The organism is Nocardioides litoris (assembly GCF_006346315.1).
GTDB classification, from domain to species: Bacteria; Actinomycetota; Actinomycetes; order Propionibacteriales; family Nocardioidaceae; genus Nocardioides; species Nocardioides litoris.
Genome location: NZ_VDMR01000008.1, coordinates 342220 through 361118, shown reverse-complemented (window position 1 = coordinate 361118; position 18899 = coordinate 342220). Strand labels below are relative to the sequence as shown.

Here is an 18899-nt window from a genome sequence, read left to right as displayed (position 1 = left end):
CCGTGCCCTAGCCTGACCGCCATGGCAGTGCGTGCGGTGAGAGGGGCCACCCAGCTCGACGTCGACGAGCGCGACCAGATGCTCGAGCGGGTCAGCGAGATGGTGCTCGACGTGATGACCTCCAACGGTCTCGACGTCGACGACTTCATCTCGGTGGTCTTCACCGCCACCGGCGACCTGCACAGCGAGTTCCCGGCGTACGCCGCGCGGCAGCTCGGCTTCGGCGAGGTGCCGCTGCTGTGCGCCCGCGAGCTGGAGATCGAGGGGTCGATGCCCCGCGTGGTCCGGATGATGGCGCACGTGGAGACCGACCTGCCGCGCGGCGAGATCACCCACTGCTACCTGCACGGCGCCGCGGCCCTGCGCTCCGACCTCACCCGGGTCCGCTCGGTCCCCGACCAGTAGGATCACCGCCCGTGGCGGACGCAGACACCGGCGGGGACACCAACGCGGGCGGCCCGGAGACCATCGTGGTGGCCGTCGACGGCACCTCCGGGTCCGGCAAGTCCAGCACCTGCCGCGGCGTCGCGTCGCGGCTCGGGCTGCGCTACCTCGACACCGGCGCGATGTTCCGGGCGGTGACCTGGTGGATGCTGCACCACGGCGTCGACGTGCACGACCCCGCGGCGGTCGCGGCCCGGGTCGACGAGCCCGCGCTGGCGTCCGGCACCGACCCGGCCGGGCCGACCATCGCCGTCGACGGCACCGACGTGAGCGCGCAGATCCGCACCGACGAGGTCACCCGCTCGGTCTCGCCCGTGAGCACCGTCCCCGAGGTCCGGGCCCGGCTGCTGCAGATGCAGCGCGACGTCATCGGCGCCGGCGGCATCGTGGTCGAGGGCCGCGACATCGGCTCGGTCGTGTGGCCGCAGGCCGAGGTCAAGGTCTACCTCACCGCCGACCCGGCGGCCCGGGCCGCCCGCCGCGCCGCGGAGGAGGGTGGGTCCGACGTGTCGACCACCGAGTCGGTGCTGCGCGAGCGCGACCGCATCGACTCCGGCCGAGCGACCGCTCCGCTGGTGCGGGCCGACGGCGCCGTGCACGTCGACACGACCGACCACACCCTCGACGAGGTCGTCGACCTGCTGGTGGGCCTGGTGGAGCGGGCCCGCGCCTGATGCGTCTCGACCTGTCGCACGCGGCCCTCCCGCGCACCGACGACGTGCCGCACCCCGCCACGGGGGCGCTCCACCGCCTGCGACCGTTCGCGCGCTGGCTGATCCGGCGCTGGTACGACGTGCACCTGCACGGCACCGAGCACCTGCCGGCCACCGGGCCGGTCATCGTGGCCGCCAACCACGTCGGCGTCTCCGACGGCCCGCTGATGGCGATCTTCGCGCCGCGGCCGGTGCACGCGCTGACCAAGAAGGAGATGTACGCCGGCCCCATGGGCTGGTTCCTCACCTGGGCCGGCCAGGTCCCGCTCGACCGCTCCCACTCCGACCTGCGCGCGGTGCGCACCAGCCTGCGGGTGCTGCGTGACGGTGACGTGGTCGGCATCTTCCCCGAGGGCGCGCGCGGCGCCGGCGAGCTCGAGCTCTTCCACCGCGGGGCGGCCTACCTGGCCATGACCACGGGCGCCCCGATCGTGCCGCTGGTCATCTTCGGCACCCGCGAGCCGGGGGGCTCGTCGTCGTCGATCCCGCGCCGCCGTACCCGCGTCGACCTGGTCTTCCACCCGCCACACGTCGTCGATGCGGTGCCCTGGCCCCGGACGCGAGACGATGTAGCAGAGGCCTCGCGCCTCCTGCGGGCCCGGATGCTGGCCGACCTCGAGGAATCGATCCGCCTCACCGGGCGTTCGCTCCCGGGGCCCATCCCGGCCGCCCAGGACAACCAGGAACCAGACCCCGGCGGGGGTGTCACGGAGAAGTCAGCATGAGCACCGAGCAGGACCACACCGACCTCGAGACCGGGGGAGACGGTCCCGTGCCCGTGCTCGCGATCGTCGGTCGGCCCAACGTCGGCAAGTCCACGCTGGTCAACCGCATCCTCGGCCGCCGCGAGGCCGTCGTCGAGGACGTCCCCGGCGTCACCCGCGACCGCGTGCCGTACGACGCCGAGTGGTCGGGCCGGGCGTTCACCGTCGTCGACACCGGCGGCTGGGACCCCGACGCCAAGGGCCTGGCCCAGCGCATCGCCGCGCAGGCCGAGGTCGCGGTCGGCCTGGCCGACGCCGTGCTCTTCGTCGTCGACGCCACCGTCGGCATCACCGACGCCGACGAGGAGGTCGTGAAGATCCTGCGCCGCTCGGGCAAGCCGGTGGTGCTCGCGGCCAACAAGGTCGACGACCTGCGCACCGAGGCCGAGGCCTACGCCCTGTGGAACCTCGGGCTCGGCGAGCCGTGGCCGGTCTCCGCGCTGCACGGCCGCGGCTCGGGCGACCTGCTCGACGCCGTCCTGGCCGCGCTGCCGGAGGCGCCGCCGGACCGCGAGCCCGAGGTCGGCGGGCCGCGCCGCATCGCCATCGTCGGCAAGCCCAACGTCGGCAAGTCCTCCCTGCTCAACCGGCTCGCGGGCTCCGAGCGCGTCGTCGTCGACAACGTCGCCGGCACCACCGTCGACCCGGTCGACGAGCTGGTCGAGCTCGGCGGGCGCACCTGGCGCTTCATCGACACCGCCGGCATCCGCAAGCGGGTCAAGGAGGCCTCGGGCCACGAGTACTACGCCTCCCTGCGCACCACCACCGCCATCGACCGGGCCGAGGTCGCGGTGCTCGTCGTCGACGGCGGCCAGTCGATCTCCGAGCAGGACGTGCGGATCCTGCAGACCGTCCGCGAGGCCGGCCGGGCGCTGGTCATCGCGTTCAACAAGTGGGACCTCGTCGACGAGGAGCGCCGCTACTACCTCGAGCGCGAGATCGAGCGCGACCTCGTGCAGGTGCAGTGGGCGCCGCGCATCAACGTCACCGCCCGCACCGGCTGGCACGTCGACCGGCTCGTGCCGGCCATCGACAAGGCGCTGGAGGGCTGGGAGACCCGGGTCAGCACCGGCACCCTCAACTCGTTCCTGGGCCGGCTCGTGGCCGAGCACCCGCACCCGGTGCGCAGCGGCAAGCAGCCCAAGATCCTCTTCGGCACCCAGGCCGGCACCGCCCCGCCGACCTTCGCCCTGTTCACCTCCGGCAAGCTCGACGCCTCCTACGAGCGGTACGTCGAGCGACGGCTGCGCGAGGAGTTCGGCTTCGTCGGGACCCCGATCGTGCTCAACCAGCGGGTCCGGGAGAAGCGCAAGCGCTGACCCTCCACCGGGCGCTGGCGGGGCGGGCCGGGCTGCCGCACACTGGTCCACAGGGGTGACGGGCTCCGCTTGACCCGTTCGAACATCTGTTCGATCATGAAGGGTGTCCACCCGCCCCGCGCTCGCGCCCCTCGACCCGGCCCGGTCCGTGGTCGACCAGCTGCGCGAGCGGGTCGCGGCCATGGAGAGCCGACCGGCCCGCGAGCAGGTGCCGACCCTGCCCGGCCTGGCCGAGCTGGTGCCGCTCCACGCCGGTGACACCTACGCCGTCGACTCCGCCGGCCTGGCCCTGGCCCTGGCCGCCGGGGCGTCGGCGGCGGGGGAGTGGGTGGGCTTCGCCGGGTGCCCCGACTTCGGGGCCGAGGCCGCCGCCGAGCTCGGCCTGGCCCTCGAGCGCACCGTGCTCGTGCCCGACCCCGGCGAGCACTGGCTCGAGGTCACCGCAGCCCTCGTCGACGTGCTGCGCGTGGTCGTGCTGCGCCCGCCGTCAGCCGTCGACGCCCGGGCCGCGGGCATCCTCGACTCCCGGCTGCGCAGCCGCTCCGCGGTGCTGGTGGTCCACGGCGAGTGGCCGCGGGTCGCGGCCCGGCTGAGCGTCGAGGAGTCCCGGTGGACCGGTCCGGCCGGCGGGCAGGGCCGGCTGGTCGAGCGGCGCGCCCGCGTCGCCGTACGCCGGGGAGCGCGGCCGCCCGAGCGCGCCGACCTGGTCTGGCCCGGTGCCCGTCCTGCGGCGCCGATCGCGCCCGCCGTCCGCGAGCCCGTGGCGCCGCTGCGGCAGGCGTCGGGGTGAGGATCCGGTGAGGGTCTCGTGAGGGTGATGGTCGTGTGGTGCCCGGACTGGTCGGTGGTGGCCGGGCTGGCCGAGACCGGGCAGCCGCCGCGCACGCCGGCCGCGGTGCTCTCGGCCAACATCGTCGAGGTCTGCAACGCCCCGGCCCGTGCCGAGGGCGTGCGCCGGGGCCACCGGCGGCGCGACGCCCAGTCCCGGTGTCCCGAGCTGGCGCTGCTGCCGGCCAACCCCGACCTCGACGCCCGGGCCTTCGAGCCGGTGCTGGCCGCGGTCGAGGAGCTGCGGCCGGGGGTCGCGGCGCTGCGCCCGGGCCTGCTGGCCGTGCGGGCGCCGGGCAGCTGGTTCGGCTCCGAGGCCAACGCGGCGGCGACGGTGTGCCAGGTGCTGGTCGAGTCCGGCGTCTGGGACGTGCGGCTCGGCATCGCCGACGACCTGTTCACCGCCGAGCAGGCCGCTCGGTCGGCCGAGGCGCAGGGGTGGCGGGTGGTGCCTCCGGGCGGCTCGGGTGCGTTCCTGCGCGGCCTGCCGGTGCACGTGCTCGAGGGTGACGGGCCGCAGGGTCGTGAGGCGGTGAGCCTGTTCCACCGGCTGGGGCTGCGCACCCTGGGCGAGCTGGCCGCGCTGCCGGGCGAGGCCGTCGAGCACCGGCTGGGGGCCTACGGCGCGTCGGTGTGGCGCCGCGCCCGGGGGGCCGACCCGGCGCTGTTCGCCGCCCGCACCCCGCCGCCCGAGCTCGACGCCGAGGTCGTCTTCGAGCCCCCGCTCGACTCGGTGGAGGCGGTGACGTTCTCGGTGCGCACCACCGCCGAGCGGTTCCTGGCCCAGCTGGCCCGCCACCAGCTCGTGGCCACCGGGGTGCGGGTGGAGGCCGAGGCCGACGGTGAGGTGTGCTCGGCCCGCACCTGGCTGCACCCACGGCACTTCTCGGCCCGCGACCTGGTCGACCGGGTGCACTGGCAGCTGCAGTCCGGGGTGCCCGGCGCCGGGGTGCGCTCGCGCCGCGAGGCCGGCGTGGTGCGGGCGCCGATCGAGCGGGTGCGGTTCCTGCCCGAGGTCTGCGAGCCCGCCGCCGCCCACGGCGAGGCGTTGTGGGGCTCGGCCTCCGACGACCTCGTCGAGCGCGGCGTGGCGCGGGTGCAGGGCATGGTCGGCTTCGAGGCGGTGCGCCGCCCGGTGCTCCAGGGCGGGCGCGGCCCGGCCGCCCGGCAGGCCCTGGTGCCGTGGGGCGAGCGGGCCGTCGGCCTGCGGCCGGTCGACCGACCCTGGCCCGGCCGGGTGCCCGGTCCCGCCCCGGTCCGGGTCTTCGCCCAGCAGCCGGTGGCCGAGGTGGTCGACGACGCCGGCCGCCCCGTCGTGGTCAGCGACCGCGGCGCGGTCACCGGCGAGCCCCGCCGCTTCCGCTTCGGCGGCGACGCCGTCGAGCCGAGCCTGCCCTGGCACCCCGTCACCGCCTGGGCCGGCCCCTGGCCGGTCGACGAGGCCTGGTGGACCGACGGCGCCACCGGCCCCACCTCCCGCTTCCAGGTCGTCGGCGCCGACGGCCGGGCCTGGTTGCTCGTCTGCGCCCCGGGTGGCTGGAGCGTCGAGGCAGGGTACGACTGATGGCCGTCCACGCTGACCACACCGCCGCGCGGAGCGCACGGCCCGCGCTGTCCGCAGGACAGATGTAATGGGCTGGAACAACCCTTCGATGAAGTGGAGCGAGCTGGAGCGGCGGCTCAGCGGGCTCCCGGGGGCCGACGACGCTCCGGTCTCGCGGCGCAAGCGGCCACGGGTCGACGAGACGCCGATCGCCCGACCGAGCGGCGCGACGCCGTACGCCGAGCTGCACGCCCACAGCCACTACAGCTTCCTCGACGGGGCGAGCTCGCCGGCCGAGCTGGTCGAGGAGGCGGTGCGGCTGGGGCTGCACGCGCTGGCCATCACCGACCACGACGGGTTCTACGGCGCGCCGATGATGGCCGAGGCGGCGGCCGCCCACGACCTGCTCACCGTCTACGGCGCCGAGCTGTCCCTCGGGTTGAGCGGGCCGCAGAACGGGGTCCCTGACCCGGAGGGCAGCCACCTGCTGGTGCTGGCCCGCGGGGTCGAGGGCTACCACCGGCTGGCCGCGGCGATGACCGAGGCGCACCTGCTCGGCGACGAGAAGGGCCGGCCGGTCTACGACCTCGACGAGCTGGCCGATCGGGGTCGCGGGCACTGGGCGGTGCTCACCGGCTGCCGCAAGGGCGCGGTGCGCCAGGCCCTCGACGCCGGTGGCCGGGCGGGGGCGGCCGCCGCGCTCGACGACCTGACGGCGAGGTTCGGGCTCGAGCACGTCCTGGTCGAGCTCTCGCCCCGGCCCGGGTCCGACGAGACCAACGCGGTGCTGGCCGCGCTGGCCGCCGACCACGGCCTCGACGTGGTCGCCGCCGGCAACGTGCACCACGCCACCCCGCGCGGCCACCGGCTGGCGGCCACGGTGGCCGCCGTGCGCGCGCGGCGCAGCCTGGCCGAGCTCGACGGGTGGCTCGACCTGTCGGCCTCGGCCCACCTGCGCAGCGGGGCCGAGGTGGCGACCGCGCTGGTCGCCCACCCCGGTGCCGTGCGCCGGAGCGTGAGCCTGGCCGACGAGCTCGCCTTCGACCTGCACAAGGCCTCGCCGTCGCTGCCCAAGCGGATGATCCCCGAGGGCCACACCGCCGACTCGTGGCTGCGGGTGATCGCCGAGCAGGGGTTCGCCGAGCGCTACGCCCACCTCCCGCACGCCCGGGAGGCGCGCACGCGCATGGAGCACGAGCTGGCGATCATCGCCGAGAAGGACTTCTCCGGCTACTTCGTCATCGTCCACGACATCGTGGCCTTCGCCCGCGAGCAGGGGATCCTGTGCCAGGGCCGCGGGTCGGCGGCGAGCTCGGCGGTGTGCTTCGCGCTCGGCATCACCGCGGTCGACGCGGTGTTCTTCAAGCTGCCGTTCGAGCGGTTCATCTCCGCCCACCGCGACGAGGAGCCCGACATCGACGTCGACTTCGACTCCGACCGCCGCGAGGAGGTCATCCAGTGGGTCTACGACACCTACGGCCGCCGCAACGCCGCCCAGGTCGCCAACATCGTCTCCTACCGACCGCGGATGGCGGTGCGCGACGCGGCCAAGGCGCTCGGCCACTCCCAGGGCCAGCAGGACGCGTGGTCCAAGCAGATCGACGGCTGGCACTCCGTGGTCACCGGCGACGCGGGCGACCCGGCCGCCCACGACGTCCCGGCGCCGGTGGTCGCGCTGGCCGAGGAGCTGCTCGGCGCCCCGCGCCACCTCGGCATCCACTCCGGCGGCATGGTGCTCACCGAGCGTCCCATCGGTGAGGTGTGCCCGATCGAGCGGGCCCGGATGGACAAGCGCACCGTGCTGCAGTGGGACAAGGACGCCTGCGAGTCGATGGGACTGGTCAAGTTCGACCTGCTCGGCCTCGGCATGCTCGGCGCGCTCGACCACATGATGCGCCTGGTCGCCGAGCACCTGGGGGAGCAGTGGACGCTGGCCACGATGCCCAAGGAGGAGCCAGCGGTCTACGACATGCTGTGCCGCGCCGACTCCATCGGGGTCTTCCAGGTCGAGAGCCGGGCCCAGATCGGCACCCTGCCGCGGCTGCGACCGCGGGAGTTCTACGACCTGGCCATCGAGATCGCCTTGATCCGGCCGGGCCCGATCCAGGGCGGGGCGGTCCACCCCTACGTCCGCCGCGCCACCGGGCAGGAGCCGGTCACCTACGACCACCCCGACCTGGTGCCGGTCCTCGAGCGCACCCGCGGGGTGCCGCTGTTCCAGGAGCAGCTGATGGCCATGGCGGTCGCGCTCGGGGACTGCACCCGCGACGACGCCGACCTGCTGCGCCGGGCCATGGGGTCCAAGCGCGGGGTCGAGCGGATCGAGTCGATCAAGGAGAAGCTCTACTCCGGCATGGCCAAGCGCGGCCTGGTGGGCGAGGTCGCCGACTCGATCTACGTCAAGATCCTCTCCTTCGCCAACTTCGGGTTCGCCGAGTCGCACTCGCTGTCCTTCGCCCTGCTGGTCTACGCCTCGTCGTGGTTCAAGCTGCACTACCCGGCCGCGTTCCTGGCCGGGCTGCTGCGCAACCAGCCCATGGGCTTCTACTCCCCGCAGTCATTGGTCGGTGACGGCCGGCGCCACGGCGTCGAGGTACGCCGACCCGACGTCGCGCTCTCCGGGGCCCAGGCCGACCTCGAGCACCTCGAGCACCGGCCGGGTGGCACCGGGCCGGTCGCGCCGTCCGGGTTCCCGGAGTGCCGGCGGCCGCTGTTCACCCGCACCGAGTGGGACCCGCGCTCGCCCGACCCGACCCTCACGCACCGCCGCGACGAGGGGCTGGCCGTCCGGCTCGGCCTCGACTCGGTGCGGGGCATCGGCCTCGACGTGGCCCGCCGCATCGTCGCCGCCCGTGCCGAGGCGCCGTACACCGGTGTGACCGACCTGTCGCGCCGGGCCGGGCTGACCACGGCGCAGATGGAGGCACTGGCCACCGCGGGGGCGTTCGACTCGTGGGGGATGGATCGCCGGGCAGCGCTGTGGGCGGCCGGGTCCAGCGAGAGCGCCGACCACCTCCCCGGCACGACCCCCGCCCCGGCGGCGCCGATGCTGCCCGGCATGAGCGAGCCCGAGCTGACCCTGGCCGACCTGTGGGCCACCGGGGTCTCGCCCGAGCGGCACCCGGTCGAGCACCTGCGCGAGGACCTGCGCCGCGCCGGGGTGCGCTCGGTGGCCGACCTGCAGTCGGTGGAGCACGGACGCCGGGTGCTCGTCGGCGGGCTGGTGACCCACCGGCAGCGCCCGGGCACGGCCATGGGGGTCACCTTCCTCAACCTCGAGGACGAGACCGGGATGCTCAACGTCGTGTGCTCGGTCGGGGTGATGAAGACCCACCGCCAGGCCGCCCGCAACCGGGTCGCGGTCGTGGTGCGGGGCATCCTCGAGCACGTCGAGGGGGCCACCAACCTCATCGCCGACCGGGTCGAGGGCATCGACGTCGTCGTGCCCGGCGCCGGGGCGGTGCTGCAGGCCCGGGCCTCCTCCCGTGACTTCCGGTGAGCCGCCGCGGCGTCAGCCCACGACGAGGTAGCGCTCGTCGCCGGGAGGTCCGCCCCACAGCTCGGTCCTGTCCGACAACCCGACGACCCGGGGGTCCCGTCCCGCGCTGCGCACCAGCGCCGCGGTCTCGGTCGCGCGCAGCCCGGCGCCGGTGCCCCAGAAGCCCTCGACCAGCACCAGCCGCCCGTCCGGGCCCAGCAGGTCGATCCACCGCGCCAACGCCACGGCCGGGTCGGGCAGCGCCCACAGCACGTGGCGGCACAGCACCACGTCGTACGCCGCCCGGTCCAGCGGCGGGTCGCCCGCGTCGCCCTCGTGGAAGGTGACCACCCGGCCCGCCTTGGCCCTCGCCTGCGCGAGCATCGCGGGGGAGAAGTCGACCCCGTCGACGGCGTACCCCTCCTCGGCGAGCAGCAGGCCCAGGGTGCCGGTGCCGCAGCCGAGGTCGGCCACCCGGGCCGGGGCGGCCGGCAGGTGCTCGAGCAGCAGGGAACGCCAGGCGTCCCGGACGGACGCGTCGCGCAGGCCGTGGTCGGCGGGCTCGTCGTAGCCGGCGGCCTCGGCGTCCCACAGGTCCGGTGACTGGTCGCTCATGCCACGAGCACACCACGCTGCGGTCAGGTCGCGGGGTCGCGGGGGACGACGTATCGCTCGTAGGCGTTCAGGGTCAGCTCGTGCATCCCGCCGACAGCGGCCACGGGGACCAGGTAGTGGCGCAGGTCGCCGTCGATGACGAAGAACCAGTCGATGTCCTCGGGGTCGTAGACCCGCCGCGGGCCTGGCGTGCTGGAGATCGTCACCACCCAGGACCCGTGCCGTCGCCAGCGAGTCGTCTTCACCTGCACCCGCGCGACGACCCCGGCCCGCACGACGACCAGGTCGTAGCGACACGGTTCGAGGGGCCACGACACGTCGTACCCGGCGAGGGTGAACCACGCTGCCGCCAGCAGCGCCCCAGCCCTCGGCAGGTGGGCCAGGTCGGGGGCGGCGGTCGCGGGAGGCTGCGGCTCCACGGCAGGCGTGCGTCCCGCCAGGTGACCGACGTCGAGACCCAGGCGCAGGGCGTGACCACGCAGGAGGGCAGCGCTGGAGCCGCCGGCGAGCCCGAGACGTTCCGCGACCGCCGTCCACGACCGCGCGTGGGCGACGGCCTCGGCCAGCTGCGTCTCGGTCCAGCGACGCTGGCCGGTGAAGTGCGAGGTGTCGAGGCCGAGCCGGTCGGCGTGGCCCCGCACGGAGCGGATGGCCGCCGAGGAGGTGGCGCTCAGCCCCAGGGACCGGAGCACCCCGCGCCACGAGCGTGCCGCGGCAACGGCCGCGACGAGGTCGCCGTCGGTCCAGGTGCGCCCGTGGTCCGCCATGGCGCGGACCCTAGTGCCGCTCACCATCGTGCGTCATGCAGTGCGGTCGGGCTGACAGGATTTGAACCTGCGACCCCTTGACCCCCAGTCAAGTGCGCTACCAAGCTGCGCTACAGCCCGCTGCCGGTCCGCGACGTCAGGACGCCGTCGACCAGCGAGGCGAGACACTACCGCACCGGTGCCGCGAACCTGGAACCGGTGGCCCGGGAACGGGGCGCGCGCGCCTGGTGCGGGACGCCGAGGTCCCGGCCTGCGTCAGACAGGGTGTGAGCCCGCCGCGAGGAGCACGCATGTCGAGACCGACCCACCTGTCCCGTCGCCAGGCGAGGGAGCAGGACTCCATCGACTCCGCCCGGGCTGCGATGCCGCAGGTGGCCGTGGTCGGTACCGCGGCGGCCGCCACCGTCGCCCTCACCAAGGGGGTCGCCGGCACCGTCCGCGTCGCCGGGGGGACAGGTGGTCCCCACCGACCGAGCTCTGGCACCCGATGCCGCGCTCGTGCGCGTGCTCACCCGCCTCGCCTCGGCGCACGGCCACGTGGCGGGTGTCGGGGTCGACCGCGCGGTGACGCGCACGACGGGCCACACCGCCGACCGGACGCGGGACGGGCGGAGGATCTCCTCCGCCCGCGCCGGGACGGGTGCGTCGGTGACCGTGCAGCGCTGGGACGGCTACGCCGCGGCCGGTGCCGACCTGCCGCCGGGGTACTCGGGCGGGCCGCTCGACGACGCTCTCGTGCAGGCCGTCGCCCGCACCGCGGAGGAGGCGTGCCGACGGCACTTCACGTGCCGGCGCACGATCGGCGGATGGTACCGGACCGACCGGCCCAGCCCGGGTGCGTCGATGCCGGTGTCCTACCAGGAGCTGCTGGTCACGCTCTCCACCAGCGTCGGGTGGGTGGTGCAGGTCGACGCCCACACCACCCCAGCCGAGAAGGCGGGACCGCCGGTGGCCTACCACCCGCTGCGACGCGGCGGAGGCGGTCACGCTCGCCTCGAGCCCCGACTGGTCCCGGGTGACCTGAGCCTCAGCGCGGGCGGCGCGCTCCGCGCTTGGCCTGGATCTTGCGCAGGGCGTCCTGCGCCTTGGCCTTGTTCTCGGGCTTGCGGGCCTCGTCCATGACCTTCTTGGCGACGCCCGACTGCTGCAGCTTCTTCATGATGCTCATGTCATCGGACGCTAGCCAGCGGGGATGAGAGACGGATGAGACCACCGGGTTCCGCGGGGTGACCTTGCCCGCACCGGGGTGGTCGCCCGGCCTCGGTCGTGCGGCGGGCCCGCCGAGCCGCACCTCGGGCCAAAAAGCCGCGGACCCGTCGCGGAGGGGGCGACGGGTCAGCGCGGAGGGCCGGGCGGGGGGAGAGCGGTCAGCTGGGACGTTGCTCCCACCAGGCCACGGCAGGGGCGTCGGGCCGACCCACGATGATGCGGGCCAGGACGCGACGCAGGGCGTTCACGCAGCGCTCCCCGGCTCGTCGAGCAGGCCGTGCTGGAAGCCCCAGATGACGGCCTGGGCGCGGCGGGTGACGCCGATCTTGCGGTAGGCACTGCGGATGAAGCTCTTGACGGTGTTGCCCGTCACGAACAGCTCGCGGGCGATCTCCTCGTTGGAGAAGCCATGGGTGATCAGGCGCAGCACGTCGATCTCGCGCTGCGACAGGTCGTCGAGGGTGACGGCCGGCAGACCGCCCCGGGTGATGACCGGCTGGGTGTCGAGGGTGTTCGTCATGGCAGTTCCTTCCGCTGTGGGTGCCGCCGCCGGACGCAGCGCCATCCCGTGAACAAGGAGTCGAGGTCTGCGACCGTCCCGAGCCGCCCGTATCTCAACAACCTGTCGAGACCTGTCTACCTCACCGTGTTCAGATGTGAAACCTCGACGCCCCCGCAACACCCAGAATCACCCCTGCGGAGTAGCCGGCCCCCCGCTCCCGCGCACGCGTGACCGGCGTCGCAGTCCATCCCTCCCTGCGGGTGCAGCGCCGTCGGGAGGGTCCGCAGCACAGTGGAGGCCATGTCCGGTCGCGTCATCGCAGGGTCCGTCATCGTCCTCGTCCTGGTCGTCGGCGCCGTCTTCCTCGTCGTCGGTTCGCTCGCGGGAGGCGATTCCGACAAGGGCGACCGCACGGCGCCCGTGTCGGTTCGCGTCGCGGCGCCTGCACCCGCCGGCGCCCCCGCCGTCGACTAGTCGCGCGCCCCTGGCGGGAACCGAACGCCGGCTCGTCCCGTCCGAGCCCCCATGAACCTCCTCGTGCTCGCCCTCGCGGCCCTCGGGTCCCTCCTCCTCGGCATGCCCACGCCCGCGGTCCCCGCCACCGGCGCGGCCGACCCGATGACGCCTGCCGGCCGGTGGAGCGAGGCCGACGACCCGGCCGTGGGGGACTGGACCCAGGCGCTCGGCCAGCCGCTCGCCGCGCCGGGCCTCGTCCTCGAGACCGCGGAGGACCAGCGTGCGTTCGTGGCCACCGCGCCGCCGTCGGTGCGGTCCGACGTCGCCTCCACACTCTCGCTGGTCGACCTCACCACCGAGGTCGCCGTCGTCGGCGGGTTCGGCCGCTGCACCGAGGAGAGCCGGGTCGACGGCCTGGTCCTCACCGTCGTCGACCCCGAGCCCCGCACCGACTGCGGCTGGTCGCCCTGGACCGTCGACCTGCACGTCGTACGCCGCTGAGGCCGCTCACCCACCGCGGCTCCTCAGGGGCTCCACGGCGTGCGTTGCGGTGCCGATTGGGTGCCTCGGCCACCATGGGCGGGTGACGACCGACGCCGGCGCCCGCCGGGACGAGGACGGGACGGGAGCCCTGCTGCCTTCCCGCGGCCTGCTGGTGGCCGAGCTCGTCATCGTGCTCGCCCTCTCGCTGGGCCGCAGCGGGGTCTACTCGCTGGTGCGCATCATCGAGGCCGCCACGGCTCCGGGCGGGCTCGGCGCCCAGACCACCACGATGAACGCCTCGGTGCGCCCGGACCGGCCCTGGTTCGACCTGACCTACCAGCTGCTCAACATCGCCTTCGCCCTCGTGCCGGTCGCCCTGGCCGGCTACCTGCTCGTGCGGTCGGGCACCACGCTGCGCGACGTGTGGTTCCGCGGCGCCGGGTGGGGCGACCTGCCGCGCGGGGCGGCCATCGCCGCCGGCGTCGGCTCGGTCGGGCTCGCCTTCTACCTCCTCATGCACGCCCTCGGCCTCAGCGTCACCGTCGCCGCCTCCGGCCTCGACACCTCCCGGTGGTGGACCGTCCCGGTCCTGGTGCTCGCTGCCCTCGAGAACGCCGTGCTGGAGGAGTTCATCGTCCTCGGGTACGTGCTCGTCCGGCTGCGGCAGCTCGGCTGGTCCGACACCCGGGCCATCGTCGCCGCGGCCGTCCTGCGCGGCAGCTACCACCTCTACCAGGGCCTCGGCGGCTTCGTCGGCAACCTCGTCATGGGCCTGCTCTTCGGCTGGCTCTACCGCCGCTGGGGCCGGGTGGGGCCGCTGGTGGTGGCCCACACCCTCCTCGACGTCGGTGCCTTCGTCGGGTACGCCGCCCTGGCGGGCCGGGTGGGCTGGTTGCCGACCTAGCGCGACCCGGCCGTGCCGGCCGTGCCGGTGGAGGCGTCGGGTGCCCCGACCTCGACCCGCGGCTCGACGGTGACCGTGGCGTCGGTGTCGAACCGGTAGAGCTGGTACCCGGTGACCATCCGGGTCTCCTCGTCGAGGAACAGCACGGGGAACGACGCCTCCTGCTGGGGCCGCGACCACGGGGTGGAGAAGTTGCCCAGGGTCGGGGTGTCGATCGCGCCGCCGCTGGTGTCGAGCTCCATGACGAACGTCCAGCTGCCGTCGGAGTTCCAGGCGACCCGGGGCTCGACCTGTCGGTGCCAGTGCCCGTAGACCACGACGCCGGCCGGCACGTCGGGCACGCCGTCGGCCTCGGCGTCGTCCGGCCGCTCGGCCACCCGGGCGGCCCCGGTGCCGGTGTCGTCGCCGGTCAGCCACTCGTCGACCGACGCGATCCCCAGGAACGCCTGGGCGGCGTAGGCCTCGTGGACCATGACGAGGTCGGGCCGGTCGTCGCCGGCGTCCTCGGCCACGTCGCGCAGCCGCCGCCCCTGGCCGTCCTGGCCCTCGTCGCCGCGCAGCGAGCTGCCGCCGAACAGCTCGGTGCGCGACGGGTCGAGGTCGCCGAGCACGCGCACGTCGCCGACCTCCTCGACGTCGCCGTCGAGCACGGTCATGCCGGCCTCGCGCATCTGGTCCTCGCTGGTGGCCGACTCGTGGTTGCCGCCGATCGCGGCCACCGGGGCGTCGCCGGCGATCGCGCGCTCGTCGCGGATGCACACGCCCTCGGCCGCGGTGCCGTTGGTGGTGAGGTCGCCCGCGATGGCGAGCACGGCCGGGGCCGACCCGGCCTCGTCGAGCGTCGACCACACCTCGCGCTGCAGCCGGATCATCGTGGTGTTGCAGTGCATGTCGGACTGCATCATCACCGCCACCTCACCCTCGCGGGGTGCCTCCACGAGCGGGGCCTGCCCGGCCAGGGACGCCAGGGCGGCCTCGCGGTAGGTCTTCTCCTGCTCCTCCTGGCGGTCGACGAGCACCTGGGCCTTCGACACGACACCGCCGAGGAGCGCGCGCACCACCGGGCTGTCGGTGGTCGCCCCCGCGGCGAGGGTGCCGTCGAGGGCGGTCAGCGGGTAGACGCCCGCGGTCGGCCCACGGCCGCCGTCGGACCCGCGCAGCTGCACCCAGGCCAACCCGCTCGTCGTCGCGAGCACCAGCAGCGCGGCCAGGCCGATGCGGAGCCGGGCGTGGCCGCCCTCGCGCCGCACGCTCACGGGGGCGAGCCGGAGCACGGCGTACGCCGCGAGCCCGCCGACGCCGGCGGTGAACGCCACCGCGAGCAGCAGCTGGCGGCGTAGCTCGTCCTGGACGAGCGAGACGTACTCCTCGACCGCCGCGCCCGGGTCGTGGAACAGCCCGGTGTAGAGCTGCAGCATCTCGGGCCGCACGTAGGCCGCGAGGTCGCCGTCACCGGCACCGGGGTCGCCCGGGCCGTCGAGGGTGGCCACGATGCCGAGCCGCCCCTGGGACTCGGGGACGTAGACCGTGCCCGCGATGCCGAGCCGCACCTCGCTGTGGCCCTGGGTGGACAGCGTGAACGTCGTCGGAGAGGTGCCGATCTGCTGGGTCACCTCGGTGTGGGTGACGGCCCAGGAGAACGCCAGCGGCAGGCCGAGCAGGCCGGCCACGAGGACGCAGACGGCGAGCCGACGGGCCTCCCTCAGCGCTCGGTGCACGCCTCCACCGTACGGGCGTGCCGCGGCCCCTCCGTCACGCCCTCAGCGCAGGACCTCGACCTCCTCGCGGCGCACGAAGGCGATGCGGTGCCCGAGGTTGATCTGGACGTACTCGTCGCGGCCGACGATGTCGACGTGGTCGCCCGGGGTGTCGGGGGAGAAGGTCTTGGCCTTGTAGTAGTCGGTGACCGGGGCGAGGTCGCCCACGGCGTACAGCTGGCCTGCGGGGAGCGTGTAGAGCAGCGGGGAGACCGTCTGCACGTCGGCCGGGTTGGCGTAGGCCGCGGCCTCGGGGTAGCAGCGGCCGTAGGTCTTCGCCGAGGCGCCCCTGGCCCGCACCCGGCCCACCGGGTGCTGGACCACGCGCAGGGTCGGGCGGCGCCGCGGGTTGGCGATCCAGCCCTGGACGCCGAGGAACCACACGGCGGTCCAGTCACCCTCGACGGCGGCGACGACGTACTCGGTGCCGGCGGTGGCGCGGGCGCTGATGTCGGAGACCTCGGTGGTGGCCGGCTGGCCCTGCTGGTGCAGGCCGGGGTCGTTGACGAGCGGCGCGTCGTCGGCCGGCTCGGTGCGGACGGTGACGAAGTTGGTCTCGCGCGGGGCGCCGCACGTGTCCCCGGCGGTCTCGCACCCGGTGACGGGCTGGACGTTGCCGGCGAACCCCGGCAGCACCCGCACGACGTCGCCGACCTGGGGCCGGCGACCCGACGTGCCGCGGCGCAGCGGGGCACCGAGCAGCTCGAAGTAGTGCTCCCAGTCCCAGAAGGGGCCCGGGTCCCAGTGCATGCCGGGGATGGTGGGCGTGGTCGTGCCGGGCACCTGGTCGTGGCCGATGACGTGCGCCCGGTCGAGCGGGATGCGGTGCTGCTTGGCCAGGTAGCGCACGAGCCTGGCCGAGGTGCGGTACATCGCCTCGGAGAACCACGGTGCGCCCTGGGCCGCGAAGCCCTCGTGCTCGAGGCCGATGGAGTGCATGTTCATCCACCAGTTGCCCGCGTGCCAGCACACGTCGCGTGCCTTGGCGTGCTGGGCGATGTGGCCGTCCTCCGAGCGCAGGGAGTACTGCCAGGACACGTAGGTCGGGTCGCTCACCAGGTCGAGCACGGTGTCCCAGTAACCCTCGGTGTCGTGGATGACGACGTGGGAGATGGTCGGCGCCTGGGGCCGGTCGGCCAGGTCGTGGTTGCCGTAGTCGCCCGCGCCGGGGCCGTACTGCTCGTACGGCGCCGGGATCCACTCGACGTCGAGGCCGCGCGGCGCCTCGGCCTCGCGGCCCCGGACCGCCCCGGCACGGCGGGCGGCCTTGGCGCGTCGGTGCAGGGCCGTGCGCTGGGCGCCGGGCCGGCCGGTGCGGCGTGCGGGGACGAAGAAGCGCGCCCCGTCGGCGGTCTCGACGCGGGCGCCGTCGCGCACGGTGGCGAGCACGGTGTCGGCCAGGTCGAGCTGGGCGGCGGCCGTCGTCATGCCGCTGGTCGCGGCCACGGCGTCGTACCACTGCGCGGGGTCGGTGCCGACGCCCACCGGGTGTCCGGCCGCGCGCTGGCGGGTGGCGAGCAGGGCCGCGGCAGCGCGCACGTTGGCGTCGGCGTCGCGGCGCACCTCCTCGATGTCGAGCCCGGCCGCTGCCGCGGCCTCGCGCAAGGTGTCGACCACGGGCGCCGGGTCGTCCTTGCCGACCCGGGCGCGGGCCTCGGTGGCCGCGGCGCCGTCGACGAGGTGCATCGGGCCGTAGCCGAGCGACGAGCTCGGTCTGCCCGCCTGGTCGGCCCACCGGGTCTGGGCGTGGCTCAGCGCGGCCAGCAGGGCCGGCGGGACGCCGTGCGCGCGGCCGGCGCCGTCGAAGACGGGATGGGCGTCGACCCGCACGCGGGACGTGGCGGTGCCAGCCCCGGCGCTGCCGGGCGCGGCGAGGGCGAGGGCGGTGCCCGCACCCGAGGCGAGCAGGAAGTGACGACGACGGACGTGCGTGGGCACAGCTGTTCCTCCAGACCGGAGCCCGAGACGGCTCGGGTCCCACCTTGCTCCGGCCCGGGCCGCCCTGTCCACCTCGGGGGGTGTGGCGCGGCGTGGTCGAGGAGCCCGCGAGGACGCGGGCCCTCAGCGGCCGTTGAAGACCGGCCGACGCTTCTCGGCGCGCGCCGCAGCGGCCTCGCGGACGTCGTCGCTGGCCCAGCAGGCGGCGAAGGTGGCCTCGGCGTCGGCGTCACCCGCGCCGTTGAGGACCGCCTTGTTGTGGGCCAGGGAGAGCGGGGCCAGGGCGGCGATCTCGTGCGCCCAGGCCACGGCGTCCTCGAGGGTGCCGGCCCGGTCGGCCAGCCCGCAGGCCAGGGCCTCGGCGCGGTCGACGGTCTCGGCGGCCATCATCAGCCGCCGTGCGACGCCACCCCCGGCGACGTCGGCGAGCCGCCGGATGGTCCAGGCGTCGACGGCCATGCCGTTGCGGGGCGTCGGCACCGCGAAGGCGGCCGTCTCGTCGGCCACCCGCAGGTCGCAGGCCAGCGCGAGCTGGGTGCCGGCGCCGATGGCCGCGCCGTTGACGGCGGCGACGAACGGCACCGGCAGCGCGGTGAGCCCGCGCGGGCCGTGCAGCATGCCGTAGAGCGCCTCGAGGAACTCCTCGCCGTACACGCCGGTCAGGTCGGCCCCCGAGCAGAACGACGAGCCCTCACCGGTGACCACGACCACCCGGGCGCCGTCGGCCACGACCTCGCCGGCCGCGACGAGCAGGGCCCGGCACAGCTCGAGGTCGAGCGCGTTGCGCCGCTGGGGTCGGCGCAGCTCGAGCACCGCGACGGGCCCGTCGCGGCGGACGTCGAGCACGGTCACGGGCGGTCGACCGGGGTCGCGGGCTCGATGCCCTCGACGATGCGCATGTCGCGCACGGCGCCGTCGCCGAGCGCGGCCAGCGCCTCCTGGTAGCCGGGGGAGGCGTGCGCGGCGATCGCCGCGTCGACCGTGGGGAACTCGATCACGACCGTGCGCTGCTCGCGCCCGGCCTCGAACGTCGCCGCCGCCGTGGAGCGGGCCAGGAACGTGCCACCGGCCGCGAGGATGGCCGGGCCGGCCAGCTCGGCGTAGGCCTTGACCTTCTCCGCGTCGGTGACCTCGAGGTAGCTGTTGATCCAGTACGCCGTCATGGCGCCATCGTGGCAG

General features: G+C 75.0%; 18 protein-coding genes and 1 tRNA gene. 10 read left to right on the top strand and 9 right to left on the bottom strand.

Going from position 1 to position 18899, the window contains the following annotated elements; all coding sequences use genetic code 11:
- Nucleotides 1–21: 21 nt before the first annotated feature.
- The 7 genes from aroH to FJQ57_RS19575 all read left to right on the top strand — a co-directional run bounded on the left by aroH (nucleotide 22) and on the right by FJQ57_RS19575 (nucleotide 9110).
- A complete protein-coding gene (aroH, locus tag FJQ57_RS19605) occupies nucleotides 22–405 on the top strand; it encodes a chorismate mutase (protein ID WP_139983549.1) in 384 nt (127 codons plus the stop codon).
- A gap of 11 nt (nucleotides 406–416) precedes the next feature.
- Nucleotides 417–1118: a (d)CMP kinase gene (gene cmk, locus FJQ57_RS19600; protein ID WP_246081914.1), complete on the top strand. Its 702-nt coding sequence runs from the start codon at nucleotides 417–419 to the stop codon at nucleotides 1116–1118.
- On the top strand, nucleotides 1118–1882 hold the full coding sequence (locus tag FJQ57_RS19595) for a lysophospholipid acyltransferase family protein (RefSeq protein ID WP_139983547.1): 765 nt from the start codon (nucleotides 1118–1120) through the stop codon (nucleotides 1880–1882). Before cmk ends, FJQ57_RS19595 begins: the two co-directional genes overlap by 1 nt.
- On the top strand, nucleotides 1879–3240 hold the full coding sequence (der, locus tag FJQ57_RS19590) for a ribosome biogenesis GTPase Der (protein WP_139983546.1): 1362 nt from the start codon (nucleotides 1879–1881) through the stop codon (nucleotides 3238–3240). The genes FJQ57_RS19595 and der overlap by 4 nt, the downstream gene beginning before the upstream one ends.
- Nucleotides 3241–3343: 103 nt before the next feature.
- Nucleotides 3344–4030 (top strand): hypothetical protein, encoded by a 687-nt coding sequence (locus FJQ57_RS19585; RefSeq protein WP_139983544.1) that lies wholly within the window; start codon nucleotides 3344–3346, stop codon nucleotides 4028–4030.
- 27 nt (nucleotides 4031–4057) lie between these two features.
- On the top strand, nucleotides 4058–5632 hold the full coding sequence (locus FJQ57_RS19580; protein WP_139983668.1) for a Y-family DNA polymerase: 1575 nt from the start codon (nucleotides 4058–4060) through the stop codon (nucleotides 5630–5632).
- Nucleotides 5633–5699: 67 nt separating this feature from the next.
- On the top strand, nucleotides 5700–9110 hold the full coding sequence (locus tag FJQ57_RS19575) for an error-prone DNA polymerase (RefSeq protein ID WP_139983543.1): 3411 nt from the start codon (nucleotides 5700–5702) through the stop codon (nucleotides 9108–9110).
- Nucleotides 9111–9122: 12 nt separating this feature from the next.
- On the opposite strand, the gene FJQ57_RS19570 is transcribed toward FJQ57_RS19575, so the two are convergent.
- The 5 genes from FJQ57_RS19570 to FJQ57_RS19555 all read right to left on the bottom strand — a co-directional run bounded on the left by FJQ57_RS19570 (nucleotide 9123) and on the right by FJQ57_RS19555 (nucleotide 12200).
- Entirely contained in the window at nucleotides 9123–9704 is a 582-nt protein-coding gene (locus FJQ57_RS19570; protein WP_139983541.1) for a class I SAM-dependent methyltransferase, read from the bottom strand.
- Between the two features lie 23 nt (nucleotides 9705–9727).
- On the bottom strand, nucleotides 9728–10471 hold the full coding sequence (locus FJQ57_RS19565) for a group I intron-associated PD-(D/E)XK endonuclease (protein WP_139983540.1): 744 nt from the start codon (nucleotides 10469–10471) through the stop codon (nucleotides 9728–9730).
- A 46-nt stretch (nucleotides 10472–10517) separates the two neighbouring features.
- Nucleotides 10518–10591: transfer RNA gene (locus FJQ57_RS19560), tRNA-Pro, on the bottom strand.
- Between the two features lie 907 nt (nucleotides 10592–11498).
- Nucleotides 11499–11639 (bottom strand): hypothetical protein, encoded by a 141-nt coding sequence (locus tag FJQ57_RS22705; RefSeq protein ID WP_170219516.1) that lies wholly within the window; start codon nucleotides 11637–11639, stop codon nucleotides 11499–11501.
- 285 nt (nucleotides 11640–11924) lie between these two features.
- Nucleotides 11925–12200 carry a response regulator transcription factor gene (locus FJQ57_RS19555; RefSeq protein WP_246081913.1) on the bottom strand — a complete coding sequence of 92 codons (276 nt, stop codon included), beginning with the start codon at nucleotides 12198–12200 and terminating at the stop codon, nucleotides 11925–11927.
- A gap of 282 nt (nucleotides 12201–12482) precedes the next feature.
- Between FJQ57_RS19555 and FJQ57_RS22700 the strand changes: the two genes are divergently transcribed.
- From FJQ57_RS22700 to FJQ57_RS19545, 3 genes are all read left to right on the top strand, one after another.
- Complete coding sequence (locus FJQ57_RS22700) at nucleotides 12483–12656, top strand: hypothetical protein (RefSeq protein WP_170219515.1); 174 nt, start codon at nucleotides 12483–12485, stop codon at nucleotides 12654–12656.
- Between the two features lie 51 nt (nucleotides 12657–12707).
- Complete coding sequence (locus tag FJQ57_RS19550) at nucleotides 12708–13139, top strand: hypothetical protein (RefSeq protein ID WP_139983537.1); 432 nt, start codon at nucleotides 12708–12710, stop codon at nucleotides 13137–13139.
- Between the two features lie 82 nt (nucleotides 13140–13221).
- Nucleotides 13222–14025: a CPBP family intramembrane glutamic endopeptidase gene (locus tag FJQ57_RS19545; protein ID WP_246081912.1), complete on the top strand. Its 804-nt coding sequence runs from the start codon at nucleotides 13222–13224 to the stop codon at nucleotides 14023–14025.
- Here FJQ57_RS19545 and FJQ57_RS19540 read toward each other — a convergent pair.
- The 4 genes from FJQ57_RS19540 to FJQ57_RS19525 form a co-directional block, all read right to left on the bottom strand.
- Nucleotides 14022–15743, bottom strand: coding sequence for a metallophosphoesterase family protein (locus FJQ57_RS19540; RefSeq protein ID WP_139983535.1), 1722 nt, complete (start codon nucleotides 15741–15743; stop codon nucleotides 14022–14024). The genes FJQ57_RS19545 and FJQ57_RS19540 overlap by 4 nt on opposite strands.
- A 42-nt stretch (nucleotides 15744–15785) precedes the next feature.
- Nucleotides 15786–17720 carry an N-acetylmuramoyl-L-alanine amidase gene (locus FJQ57_RS19535; protein WP_139983533.1) on the bottom strand — a complete coding sequence of 645 codons (1935 nt, stop codon included), beginning with the start codon at nucleotides 17718–17720 and terminating at the stop codon, nucleotides 15786–15788.
- 123 nt (nucleotides 17721–17843) lie between these two features.
- Complete coding sequence (locus FJQ57_RS19530) at nucleotides 17844–18572, bottom strand: enoyl-CoA hydratase (RefSeq protein WP_246081911.1); 729 nt, start codon at nucleotides 18570–18572, stop codon at nucleotides 17844–17846.
- A complete protein-coding gene (locus tag FJQ57_RS19525) occupies nucleotides 18569–18883 on the bottom strand; it encodes a DUF1330 domain-containing protein (RefSeq protein WP_139983532.1) in 315 nt (104 codons plus the stop codon). Before FJQ57_RS19525 ends, FJQ57_RS19530 begins: the two co-directional genes overlap by 4 nt.
- Nucleotides 18884–18899: the final 16 nt, after the last annotated feature.